This is a genomic window from Nocardia sp. NPDC049149, assembly GCF_043197455.1.
Classification (GTDB): Bacteria; Actinomycetota; Actinomycetes; order Mycobacteriales; family Mycobacteriaceae; genus Nocardia.
The window spans coordinates 87,991-99,700 of record NZ_JBICTD010000017.1; the positions used below are offsets into that span (position 1 = coordinate 87,991).

The 11,710-nt window shown below is 66.1% G+C and carries 9 protein-coding genes; 4 read left to right on the plus strand and 5 right to left on the minus strand.

Annotation, left to right across the window (positions count from 1 at the left end; translation table 11 throughout):
• Window positions 1-4 precede the first annotated feature (4 nt).
• Together ACGFNJ_RS41915 and ACGFNJ_RS41920 are read left to right on the plus strand one after the other, a co-directional pair.
• Window positions 5-1,336, plus strand: a complete 1,332-nt coding sequence (locus ACGFNJ_RS41915; protein ID WP_393461924.1) for a glycosyl hydrolase family 28-related protein — start codon at window positions 5-7, stop codon at window positions 1,334-1,336.
• A gap of 4 nt (window positions 1,337-1,340) precedes the next feature.
• On the plus strand, window positions 1,341-2,699 hold the full coding sequence (locus ACGFNJ_RS41920; protein ID WP_393461825.1) for a GNAT family N-acetyltransferase: 1,359 nt from the start codon (window positions 1,341-1,343) through the stop codon (window positions 2,697-2,699).
• Window positions 2,700-2,721: 22 nt separating this feature from the next.
• Here ACGFNJ_RS41920 and ACGFNJ_RS41925 read toward each other — a convergent pair whose 3' ends face one another.
• The 4 genes from ACGFNJ_RS41925 to ACGFNJ_RS41940 all read right to left on the minus strand — a co-directional run bounded on the left by ACGFNJ_RS41925 (window position 2,722) and on the right by ACGFNJ_RS41940 (window position 7,863).
• On the minus strand, window positions 2,722-3,855 hold the full coding sequence (locus tag ACGFNJ_RS41925) for an NADAR family protein (protein WP_393461827.1): 1,134 nt from the start codon (window positions 3,853-3,855) through the stop codon (window positions 2,722-2,724).
• A 133-nt stretch (window positions 3,856-3,988) separates the two neighbouring features.
• Window positions 3,989-5,089, minus strand: a complete 1,101-nt coding sequence (locus tag ACGFNJ_RS41930; RefSeq protein ID WP_393461829.1) for a glycosyltransferase — start codon at window positions 5,087-5,089, stop codon at window positions 3,989-3,991.
• Window positions 5,089-6,456: a glutamate-1-semialdehyde 2,1-aminomutase gene (locus ACGFNJ_RS41935; RefSeq protein ID WP_393461830.1), complete on the minus strand. Its 1,368-nt coding sequence runs from the start codon at window positions 6,454-6,456 to the stop codon at window positions 5,089-5,091. The genes ACGFNJ_RS41930 and ACGFNJ_RS41935 overlap by 1 nt, the downstream gene beginning before the upstream one ends.
• A 126-nt stretch (window positions 6,457-6,582) precedes the next feature.
• On the minus strand, window positions 6,583-7,863 hold the full coding sequence (locus tag ACGFNJ_RS41940; RefSeq protein WP_393461832.1) for an MFS transporter: 1,281 nt from the start codon (window positions 7,861-7,863) through the stop codon (window positions 6,583-6,585).
• Window positions 7,864-7,933: 70 nt separating this feature from the next.
• Here ACGFNJ_RS41940 and ACGFNJ_RS41945 point away from each other — a divergent pair, with 70 nt between their 5' ends.
• Window positions 7,934-8,896: a helix-turn-helix domain-containing protein gene (locus tag ACGFNJ_RS41945; protein ID WP_393461834.1), complete on the plus strand. Its 963-nt coding sequence runs from the start codon at window positions 7,934-7,936 to the stop codon at window positions 8,894-8,896.
• Between the two features lie 183 nt (window positions 8,897-9,079).
• Complete coding sequence (locus ACGFNJ_RS41950) at window positions 9,080-10,546, plus strand: HNH endonuclease signature motif containing protein (RefSeq protein WP_393461836.1); 1,467 nt, start codon at window positions 9,080-9,082, stop codon at window positions 10,544-10,546.
• 220 nt (window positions 10,547-10,766) lie between these two features.
• Here the strand turns inward: ACGFNJ_RS41950 and ACGFNJ_RS41955 are convergent, their stop codons facing one another.
• Window positions 10,767-11,624 (minus strand): hypothetical protein, encoded by an 858-nt coding sequence (locus ACGFNJ_RS41955; RefSeq protein WP_393461838.1) that lies wholly within the window; start codon window positions 11,622-11,624, stop codon window positions 10,767-10,769.
• Window positions 11,625-11,710 lie beyond the last annotated feature (86 nt).

The window sequence follows — 11,710 nt, forward strand, 5'->3', positions numbered from 1 at the left end:
AAGCATGCTCGCCGCGGCGCTCGGGGCCGTCGGCGCGGTACCGGTCATGGCGGCCTGTAGCAGCGCTCCCGAACCCCCCGGCATCCAATTCCGTTCTCCGCACGTCACCGACGCGCCCGCGGCCCGCAACGTGCGGGACTTCGGCGCCGTCGGCGACGGCATCGCCGACGACACCCTTGCCATTGCGGCGGCGGCCGCGGTGAAGGACGTGCCGCTGGTCCTGTACCTGCCCGCGGGGCACTACAAGGTGACTGCGTGGCCCGAACTCGCCGACTACGCAACGATTCTCGGCGACGGCGCCGACGTGACCGTCGTGGTCTGCGCGACCGACACCACGCTGATCACGCTGCGCAAACGCAGCCGGGTGCGCTTCGCCCGCATCGGTTTCTACTTATCCGGGCCGAAGTCGACCGCGGTGGTCTTGGACGAGTGCTTCCGGTGTTCGTTCGAGTCGGTGGTGATCCGCGGCAATCACCTCAGCGACAACCATCCGCGCTACCTCGAGCAGCGCGGTGTGGTGTTGCAGGGCAACACCGGCGGCACCGCATTCCTCAACTGCGACATCAACAATTTCGGCTTCGGCATCGTCACCTCGTGCATCCAGAACTACGTCACCTCGTCCAAGCTGACCAGCAACTTCATCGGCGTGCTCGGCACCGGCAACGACCACAACGCTGGATTGGCGCTCACCAACGTCGAATTCGTGTCCGACCTGGATCCGCGCACCACCGACAAGCACATCGTCATCGACGGGGCGGCCAACGACTGGTGGCTCACCAACGTCTGGTTCGAGGGCGCCGACATCGCGCTGTCCGTCGGCAGGCGTGGCGGCGGCGGGCCCGCACAATTCGGCATGACCAATTGCAAGGTTGCCGCCCGCACGGTCGGCATCGATCTGATCTACTGTCGCCAGCCCTATCTCGCCAACGTGCAATTCGACAGGGATCTCGACCGGCCGCCCATCGAACTGCGCATCGATCCGACCGGTTGCCCCGAAGGGACGGCGGTCAACCTGATCTCCACGGCAGCAGACGATCTCAACCCGGCCGTGTTCCCCGAACGCTGGCATGTGCTCGGCCGCACCAGCACTCACGCGCCGTCGTTCACCGGAACAGTGGTCGCCAAGGCCGGGCGCGGCGATGCCGATATCTTCCAGGCCCAATCCGCCGACGGCGTAGTGCGTTCCGCCGTGCTGGCAAGCGGGACCTGGCTCTCCGAACACACCGAGGGAGGTGTTGTGCTCAAGGATTCCGCTGGAACGTATTGGCGCCTATCGGTCTCGACCGAGGGCGCGCTCAAGACCATGCCGCTGGGCAAACAACGACCGCGCGAGTAGGCCTATGACGACTCGTCCGAACTCGTTGGTGCGTATCGAACTGGGTCCCGTCTCCCTACGCGGCCGCTCCGTGGTGCTGCGGCCGCCACACTATGCGGACTATCGCCACTGGCGTCGTATTCGACTGCGCGATCAACGTTTCATCGAACCGTTCTGGTACAGCTCGACGCTGGACTGGACCGCGCGACATTCCGGAACCCATTGGGTCCGTGAATGTTTGACCAGCCGTGCCGAAGCAAGGTCAGGGCGGAGACTGGCCACCGTCATCGAGGTGGACGGCCGGTTCGCCGGCCAGATCGAGCTCGGTTCGATCGACCGTGCCGCAGGCGCCGCCGAGCTCGGCATCTGGATCGACGCCGAGCTCGCCAGGCACGGGATCGGCGGCATGGCCGCGGCGCTGCTGCTGGATTTCGGGTTCGAGCGGATCGGCCTGAGCCGGATCACCGCGCCGATCTCGCCGGACAACATCGCCGCGGCCCGCGGCGCCGCCGAGATCGGTTTTCGCCGAGAAGCCTTGATGGGCCGCTACTTCGACGTCGGCGGCGGGCGGCGCGACCACGACCTGTGGGCGCTCACCACCGCGGACCGACCGCAGGCCGGGTTCGTGCGCTTCTGGCTGGATCGCTACGACACGACCGCCACCGTCGCGGCGCCCGCGCCACCCGACGACGGCACCGGCGCTTCGCTGTCCACGCTCACTCTGCTGCTCGCCACCGCGCGCTACTACACCGGACGACTGATCCATCTCTTCGATCCGCTGCGCAGGCCGCGTCCGGTCCGGCTCGCCGATCTCGACCATCCGACGGTGGTCCTGCGCACCCGGCGATTCGCCGACTGGCGGCAGTGGCGCGTCGCCCGTGTGCGCGCCCGCGCCGCCCTCGCGCCCGAGTCCGACGCGGCGACCTGGGTTCGCCAGCACACCTTTTCGCAGTGGGTGCGCCAATACCTTTGCAGCCGACCAGGTCTCCGCTCCCCCGGCGGTCTCGTGCTGGTCATCGAGATGGCGGGCGGCTACGCCGGTGAGGCCACGCTGTTCGACCTCGACATGTTCGATCGCAACGCCCGCATGCTCGTCTGGACCGACCCCACCCACCCCGATCTGCTCCGCACCACCGCCACCCGACTCCTGCTCACCCACGCGTTCGGCTCACTCGGCCTCCGCCGCGTTGCCACCGCCATCAGCCCCGACGACCAACGCTCCGCCGAAATCGCCATCCACGCGGGCATGGTGTGCGAGGGCCGCATGCGCGCCTACCGCGCACCTACCGGCCACCGCACCGACCACGACCTCTGGGCCATCACCACTCCCGCCCCGCCTGAGCAATCCGCGGATTCTTCCTCGCCGTTGTCCGAAGTCGAGTAGGGGCCGTCGCTCCCCGCAGCACTCAGTTGTCGACGGCAAGCTCGGCCCGGATCAGCTCAAGCAACCGCCCGACCCAGTTACGCCCCTCGTCGAAACCATGGGTGGTCCAGTACGACGACTCGAAGAGACCGGTGTAGCTGATCCGTGCGTCCGCGGTGGACAGCAAAACTGCCGCCAACTCGGGATGTTGGGCGAATTTGGCTCGGAGCAAACCCGCCATGACGGCGAGGCGGACCACCGGCCAATCCGCTCGCAGCGCACAACTGCCACCGATCTCGTGCGCATCGTGAGCGGTCTCGGCGTCCCTGATCCGGTCGTGGTCCGTGCCGTCAGCGACCGCGATCGCCCAGTATCCGTGCAGGATCGTCGGGTACGTATGGCCACGGTAGGAGATCGAAGCCGGAAACCCGTTGTGTAGCACTCCGAGGTCTAATTGCGCCGCCGGTTCGGCCGGTGAATTGACGCGCTGCGGCACGGTGACGGTCGACGCGGTGATGTCCTTCGGATCGTCGGCATGCATGGCGGACATTCGCTGATGTCCCCGCGCGCTGTCTCGATCCTTGCCGTTGAGGTAATCCAGAAACTCTTCGTACGTCTTCGAGGTGGCGATCGGCCCGTCCCCACCCACCGGCTCACCGATGTCAGTGATCAAGTAGCGCAACGGAATATCCTGGACGTCCATGTCACCCAGCACGTACACCCGCCGATGCGCCGGAATCGCAAGATAGGCCTCCCGGACCAGCAGCCGGTTCTCCTCCGTCGGCTCGTGCTGATACTGCCGCATCGCCTCCCGGCACAGATCCGACGTCGTCGGCCGACCATTCATCGCCCGGATCTCATCGGCGAGCTCGTCGAGGAAACTCTCGTTGGTCAACGGCTCCGGGTAGCGCGCTGACCACCGCGGCGTCTGCTCGACCTGCGGCGGCTCAGGGTCCGCAGGATTGTGCAGCGCGATTTTCCCGGTCTCGAGTCGACGACGGAGTTCCGCGAGATCGAAAGTCTCCCAGCATTTGATCACGCCGTCCGCGTAGGCGAAGAGATCGTCGAGGTAGTAGTGGTACTCGAAGCCGCGCATGCTTCTGATCCAGACATGACACCATGCTCCCGCGATGCGTTCCCCGTCGACGAGCCGGTATGTCGGCGTCCTCCATGTCACCGTCACACGGTAGCGGTGCAACCCACCGCTGAAACCGTGTCCATGCCCGTCGCGGTTCGGTTCGCGACGATATCGAACTCGCGACCACTATCGCGGACGGCTTCGCCATAGATCACCGTCGCTACTACCTCGGTCAAAGGAAGGGCGCGACCGTCGCGGCAATCTGCGTGCGGAATGCTTTGGCGGAGAAGGTTTCCGCGTGCGCACGGATTGTGCTGGCATCGAACGCGGCAGGCGTGAAACGGCCCATCGCTGCGGCGAGCGCCTCGATCACAGCCTCGTCGGAGCCGAAGGGAACGTGCTCGCCGGTCGCACCGGGAACGACCGTATCCAGCGAGCCGCCCCGGTCGACGGCGAGAACCGGGGTACCGCAGGCCATGGCTTCGACGGGAACGATGCCGAAGTCCTCGACGCCGGGCATCAGCAGCGCCCGGCAACGTCGATAGGTGTCGAGCAGAACCTCGTGTGAGGTCGCCCCGAGGAAGGTGGTTTCCGGACCGGCGATGGTCTCCAGGTGAGCGCGGAACCGGCCGTCGCCGAGCACGACCAGGCGGCGCCCCGCGCGTTGGGCGGCACGAATCGCGAGGTCCGGGCGCTTGTAGGGCACGAGTCTGCCTGCGAACAGAAAGAAGTCGTCACGCGAGACCGCCGGATCGGGCGTGAATCGGTCGATGCCCACCGGCGGGTAGATCACCGTCGCAGGCAACCCCCACCAGTCGCCGATGCGCTCGGCCACGGCGCGGGAGTTGGCGATGACATGGGAAAGCCTAGGGGCAGCGCGCAATTCGAACCGTCGCGCCAACCAGCCCAACGCGGTGAGCGCGAGCTGGCCCGCACGCCCCCCTGCCTCCTGAGCGCGAAAGTCCTTGTCCCACGCCCACCGTGCCGGACTGTGCACGTAGGCGACAACAGGAGCATCGGTGGCGAACGCGGCCTGAGTGGCAAACGCGTGATGACTCACGAGGACCGCATCGAACCGGTCGGCGAGCGGGAGTTTGCGCAACGCACGGGGCACGAACGGCAGCAGCGGCGCATGCGAGCGTCGCCCGGTCGCCGTGTAGGCGCGGCTGAGCCACGTGTCGTGCACCGTGCCCAGCGGCGGCCGGACACCCTCAGGATCGACGATGGGCGCGAAAACCTCAGTGTTCTCCCATGTTTCGGCGAGTTCTCCGACAACCGCCTCGGACCCGCCGAACTCGGTGAACCGTTCGTGCACGATGGCGATGCGCGGCATCACCGGTGTCCCTGGCCGATCCGACGCGGTGCCGCGGTGCGCCGGATCGCCGGCGCCACGGGACGACCGACGAGCAGACCTTCTACGCTGCCCTGTTCGATCGCTTTGCGGTAGGTGGCCGCCGCGTCGCGGCAGGCAGCAATCGTCTGATCGATGTCGTCGTCGGTGTGCGCTGCGGAGGTGACGAACGACTGGCCGAGGACGCCACGATGCAGTAGTTCCTGGAGGAACAAGGTGCGGAACTCCTGGGAGGGGTGACCGTGCTGGTCACGGGTGGCGAAGATGAGGCATGACGGGCGACCGAGCACCTGAAGGTGTTCGGCGATGCCGAGATCGGCGGCGATGGCATTGACGCCGGCGGCGAGCCGGCGGCCTGCGCGTTCCATGCGGTCGATCGGGTCACCGGTTCGATACTCGTGTACGACGGCCCGAAAGGCGGCCAGCGAGCCCGATTCCGGACCGTGCGTGGTGGACAACAGGAAGACCCGGTCGTGATCGGTGCGCAGCCCGCCGAGCTCCATCACCTCCCGCTTGCCCGCCAGCGCGGACAGCGGAAACCCGTTTCCCATCGCCTTACCCCAACAGGACAGGTCGGGCCGGACCCCGTACACGGCCTGCGCGCCACCCGCCGACCACCGGAACCCGGTGATCATCTCGTCGAAGACGAGCAGCGCTCCGTGCCGATCGCACAGGGCCCGAACTCCTTCCAGGAAACCGGGTTCCGGCTCGGCGAGCGCGGTGGCCGCCTCCAGCACGACCGCGGCGATCACACCCGAGTCCAGCACTGCCGCCAGTGACGGGAGGTCGTTGTAGCGGAATCGCACGGTGCTCGCGGCGGATTCGGCCGGTATCCCACTGTTCATCGCGGTGGTGCCGATGAACCAGTCGTCGACCGAGAAGAACGGTTGGTCGCAGACGGCGATGGCGGTCCGCCCGGTGGCGGCTCGCGCCAGCCGCACGGCCGCGGTGGTCGCATCCGAGCCGTTCTTGGCGAACTTCACCATGTCGGCGCCCGGCACCAGTGACAGAAAGTCTTGTGCGGCAAGCAGTTCCAACTCGGTCGGCCGACTGAAGCTGACACCGTCCGCGATGGCACGATGCACGGCATCCAGCACCGGCGCAAAACCGTGCCCCAGCGTGACCGACCGCAACCCCATGCCGTACTCGACGTAGCTGTTACCGTCGGCATCCCACACCCGGCACCCTTTGCCCCGCACCAGGACTGGGGCCATGAACTCGGGATACTGGTCGGCGCCCCTGGCATAGGTGTGCGCACCACCGGGAATCACCTCGTGCAACCTGGCCTGTAACGCATTGCTACGGGTGAAGCGGCGGGTTCCCGCGTCATCATCAGAAACAGGCTCCATGGTGGGCTCCCGGAGAGTCGGTTTACGCACAAGCGCGGCGGGATGCCTCCACGAATCCCCCTGCCCGCAACGGGTCTCCGCAACACTGTACGTCCGGTCCCGAGTGATTGTCCGCGCATCGGGCCACTACCGAACAGGGGATGATTCCGTGGCGGCGTCCTGGCGGGGACGTTCGTACAGGTGACGGTGGGTGTACGTGCGGGTGATCACCGCGAGCCACCCGGTGGCGACGGCCGCGATACCGCCGACGATGAGCAGCAGCGTCGCGGGCGACAGCCCGGTCCGGCTCTGGGCGATCGACAGCAGGAAGGGAACGGCGAATCCGAGGTAGGTGAGGATCTGGTACACGGCAGTGGCAGTGCCTAGCGCGTGTGGCCCCACGATCTGCTGGACTTCGACCAGACCACGGAACTGCGTGAAACCGTAAGCGACGCCGAGCAATACGGAGGCGATGAACACCATCCACGGCGATTGCCAGCGAGCGGCCACCGCCGCGACGCCGATGCCGACAAGGGCGACGCCCATCGAGATCAGCAGCAGCCGAGGGGATTCCGGGTGTGGTATCCGTCGGATCAACGGCTGCACCACGATGCCTGCCGAGGCGGCCAGGCCGATGACGACGGCGCCGAACGCCATGGCATGTCCGGCGATCTGCGGCGCGATGAGCGCGGGAAGGTAGGCCAAAGCGATTGCCGCCGTGCCGAATACCCATGGCGCGAACGGCAGCAGCACAAGCATGAAGTGGACGACGACGCCAGGCCGGCGGGCAGTGGCAGTGTCCTGTGTCATCGATGCGGTCCGCATCGCGTGCCGCCGCGGATCCGGGGCACGTCGCACGGCCACCACCGCGATCGCCAACAGGACGAGATGCGGCAGGTACGGCAGCACAGTCGGCGCACCGAGCCACTGCGCGCACAGGCCGGATACCAATGGGCCAGCCGAGAACCCGATGGTCATCGCGACGGTGGCACGCCGCGGCCCGGCCGCCGCATCGCCCGCGGTGCTGGAGAGCTCCTTGACCCACACCGCGCCGGTGCCGAAGGCCAGGCCATTGGCCACACCCGAGAGCAGCCGTCCGGCGAACAGTGCCGACACCGCCTCGCCGCCATAGATCAGCAGGCACGTGCCGACCGCCGAGATCGCCAGCGCCACCAGCACGATGGGTTTGCGGCCGAGCCGATCGGACAGTCGGCCGCCGATCAGCAGAGCCGGGATCAGGCCGAGCGCATAGAGTCCGAAGATCGCGTTCAGCACTGCGGCGGTGAGTCCGAGTTCGCGTGCGTACAGGGCGATCAACGGTGGGAACTGATTCGCACCCCAGCCCATCACCGCCAACGCCAATCCGGGGCCGAGCCAGGCACTCTCACTGACTGTCTCGCTGCGGTCCAGCGCTGTTGTCGAAACCATGATTCCAGTCCACCGGCTTGCGCATCCGGCGACAAGTGACCGATCGGACACTATGCGTACACTTTCAGTCATGACCGGTGTGGTGGCGCTCGCGCTGAGCGACCAGGTGGGTCTCTATGAGCTCGCCGCCCCTTGCACGATCTTCGGAACCGACCGCTCCGAACTCACGGAGGGGCGGGGGTGGTATGACTTTCGCGTGTGCGCTCCCGGCGCCACCCAGGTCGGCAGTTGGTTCGTCTCCGCAACGCCCTACACCTACGACGATCTGCTCGACGCGGACACCGTGGTCGTCCCCGCCTGCCATGACGTCAACCTGCAGCCGCCAGCTGATCTGGTGGACGCGCTGCGGCAAGCCCATCGTCGTGGTGCCCGCATGGTTTCGCTGTGCACCGGCGCGTTCGTGCTCGCTGAGGCGGGACTGCTCGACGGCCGTCGCGCCACCACACACTGGATGCACGCGGGCACCCTTGCCCGCCGCTACCCGCGCGTCGAGGTGGACCCTGATGTCCTTTACATCGACGAGCATCCGGTCTTGACGTCGGCGGGCAAGTCGGCGGCGTTGGACCTGTGTCTTTACCTGGTGCGCAAGGACTTCGGCGCGAGCGTGGCGAATACGGTGGCCCGCAGACTGGTGACCCCGCCGCACCGCGAAGGCGGGCAGGCTCAATTCATCAGCACACCTAGCGTCCCGCGCACGCCAGACCGCTTGGCGGACACCGTCGCCTGGGCGCACGAGAATCTGGACCAGCCCATCACCATCGACGATCTCGCCCGCCGAGCAGGCGTCAGCGTCCGAACCCTGCACCGGCAGTTCAGATCTCAACTGGGTACCAACCCGCTCACCTGGCTGCATCACCAGCGCCTCGCGCGGGCCCAGGAACTGCTCGAGCACACCGACTATACGATCGACCGTATCGCCGAACGCTCCGGATTCGGCACCGCGCATGCATTGCGCAGGCACTTCCAGTCCATTCTGCACACCACTCCGGACGCCTATCGCCGGACGTGGGACGTCAATCGGTCGGCCCGGTAAGTCCCGCCTCGGCATCCGCAGGCCTTCCCGGGGGCATGGACACGTGGGGCGCGTCGGCAACTTTGCGGGAGTGCGGTCGGGGGTTGCGGCGTTGCGGGACGGCCATGGACTGCCAGACTGCCAATCTTTGATTCGGCTCGAAACTGCCTGGTAGGTGGCGCTTTTCGCGGGTAGGCTTCGAACATGTCTTCGAGTAGCGTGGCTGTCGCTGATCCCGGTGTGGAGGCGGCGTTGTGCGCGCTGGAGGGTGGGCTTGCTCAGTTGTGTGGGGTGCGGACTGATGGGTTGTCGAATCCGGATCGGCTGGTGGTGATGCAGCGGTTGGAGACGGTGGTGCGGGCGTTGCCGGGGGTGGGGTTGGAGTTGGTGGCGCAGATGCGTGAGCAGTGGTCCAACAGTGATTTCGCGACGTATTCGGTGATTGACACTTTGGCTGATGGGTTGCGGATCAGTCCTGCTGAGGCGCGTGCGCGGTGGCGTGCTGCTGATGATCTGGCTCCGCGGACGGGGTTGGACGGGCAGGTTCTGGATCCGGTGATGCCCGCTACCGCTGCAGCCCAACGGGAAGGGGTGATCGGGGGTGCGCATGTGAAGGTGTTGCGGGAGTTCGTCGAGCATCTGCCGTCGTGTGTGGACAGTGTGACTCGTGATCAGGCTGAGGCTGAGTTGGCGGGGCATGCCAGGGTTTTGCGGCCTGATCAGTTGCGTCAGGTGGCTGATCGGTTGGATGCGATCCTCAACCCCGATGGGGTGTTCACTCCGAGTGATCGGGAACGGCGTCGTGGGTTCATCCTGGGTCGCCAAGGCCCTGATTTGATGAGTAAGTGCACGTTGGTGGCGGATCCGGAGTTGCGTGCGTATTTGGAGGCGGTGTTCGCCAAATACGCCAAGCCTGGTGCCTGTAATCCTGAGGATGTGGTGCGTCATGTCGATGACGAACCCGATCCTGATGCGGCCGAACGGGATACGCGTTCCGGGCCGCAACGTCAGCACGACGCGGTCAAAGCGGTGTTCCGGGCGATGCTGGCCTCCGGGCAGCTCGGACACCACCGTGGCCTGCCAGTCTCAGTCGTAGTGTCGATGGGCTTGGCCGAGCTCGAAAACGCTGTCGAAGAGGTCCAACACAGCCCCGACCATCATGAACTGCGTGCTTCCGGCCCACCCGTGGTCACCGGCGGCGGGAGCCTGCTGCCGATCCACGACGCCATCCGCATGGCCGCCCACGCACGCCACTACCTCGCCCTGTTCAACGACACCGACGGCCGCCCCCTCTACCTCGGCCGCGCCAAACGCATCGCCACCGCCGACCAACGCATCGTCCTGCACGCCAAAGACATCGGTTGCAGCTACCCCGGCTGCTCCAAACCCGGTTACCTGTGCCAAACCCACCACCGCACCGACTGGTCCAACGACGGCAACACCAACGCCGACGAACTCACCTTCGTCTGCGAACCCCACCACCAACTCGCCACCTCAGGCCGGTGGGCGACCACCGCCACCCCGACCCACCACCGCACACCCGGTCGCACCCAATGGATCCCACCCACCCACATCGACCCCCACCGCAAACCCCGAATCAACCACTACCACCACCCCAGCGAATACCTCACGCCCACAGATAGCTCGACTGCGTCCATCGACTCCGGCTGACAACGAGCCACCGACTCCGGCCCAGGGTGAGCGCCCCGGGCCGACAGGTCTCGCTAAGTCCCCCGACCGTCGTAATCCATCGATTACGACGGCTTCTGGGCGTGGAGCGACGAATAGACGCCCAGCAGATCTAGCGCTGCACATCAGACTAGAACCTCGCGAGTGTCGTCAATCCGCCAGACGTCGAGGGCAGATTACGTTGTCCGACTGCGCCGCTCGCTTACATCACTCGCCGCGCAGCCGATTCCTGGAGGGCCGAGAGGGCCGCGAGCGTCCGATGGTCAGCCTTGATAATCCCGTCGACCTCACGAACCAACGGATCAATACCTTCCCCCGCTCGCCCCAACCCGCCGATGGCAACACCAGCGAGCCGCCGATCGGCGTAACCGCACACGCCGCGTTCTCCGGCACCCCGTTTCCCTTTCGGCGGCAAGGTGACATACACCGGTTCAGTGGCGGCCAGCATCATGAACCCGTTCGTCGCGAACCCGTCCAATTGCCCGAGCGACCATTCCTCGATGACACCTGCCTCAGTTCCTTTGTCGCCGAACCCGGTTTGCTTGTCCGCGTCGTCGGCCGTCGGCGCGCTGGTGCGGTCGGGGTTGGACACCAAACCGCCGAACGTCTCCTCGGTCAGGATCTTTCGAGCCTGTACCGCGTCGGTGCCGCGTGCGATGAACACATACTGCTCGGATTCCAGCTTGTCGAGGTCGTCGCTGGACTTCTTGGCTTGATCGCGTTGCGCACCAGCAAGTTTCCGGGCCCGTGTCTGATTCTCTTTCCCGTCCATGACCCCGAGGAGGTACGCACGGTCTGCTTCGCTCTGTGTCTTCCTGGCCTCGGCGAGCTTGTACAGTTTCGCGTAGGCGTAGGCGACGTCGATTTCGGTGTAGGTCTCCGACTTGTCGTCGATCGCATTCTTGACGATGATGCTGAGGAGTTTGTAGGCGGAGGTAGACGCCTTGGGTTTCGGGGCGACGAACTGGACGACCAGCTCGGTAGCCTTCAAGAAATCTTGCTGCGGAATACCTCGCGAGGCGGTGATATCGGTCGAGGTCGGGTCTTTTATGTTCAGCATCAGTTTCTCCCAGTACCGGAGGTGGCAAGCACCTTCGATCGATCGTATGATCGACAATCCCACGCGGACAGTGCCTTTCGGCTCTG

What these genes read in the sequence shown, in the direction of transcription:
- ACGFNJ_RS41940 (WP_393461832.1), bottom strand. Translation starts at nt 7,863, where the DNA reads ATGGTTTCGACAACAGCGCTGGACCGCAGCGAGACAGTCAGTGAGAGT.
- ACGFNJ_RS41920 (WP_393461825.1), top strand. Translation starts at nt 1,341, where the DNA reads ATGACGACTCGTCCGAACTCGTTGGTGCGTATCGAACTGGGTCCCGTC.
- ACGFNJ_RS41930 (WP_393461829.1), bottom strand. Translation starts at nt 5,089, where the DNA reads ATGCCGCGCATCGCCATCGTGCACGAACGGTTCACCGAGTTCGGCGGG.
- ACGFNJ_RS41945 (WP_393461834.1), top strand. Translation starts at nt 7,934, where the DNA reads ATGACCGGTGTGGTGGCGCTCGCGCTGAGCGACCAGGTGGGTCTCTAT.
- ACGFNJ_RS41950 (WP_393461836.1), top strand. Translation starts at nt 9,080, where the DNA reads ATGTCTTCGAGTAGCGTGGCTGTCGCTGATCCCGGTGTGGAGGCGGCG.
- ACGFNJ_RS41955 (WP_393461838.1), bottom strand. Translation starts at nt 11,624, where the DNA reads ATGCTGAACATAAAAGACCCGACCTCGACCGATATCACCGCCTCGCGA.
- ACGFNJ_RS41935 (WP_393461830.1), bottom strand. Translation starts at nt 6,456, where the DNA reads ATGGAGCCTGTTTCTGATGATGACGCGGGAACCCGCCGCTTCACCCGT.
- ACGFNJ_RS41915 (WP_393461924.1), top strand. Translation starts at nt 5, where the DNA reads ATGCTCGCCGCGGCGCTCGGGGCCGTCGGCGCGGTACCGGTCATGGCG.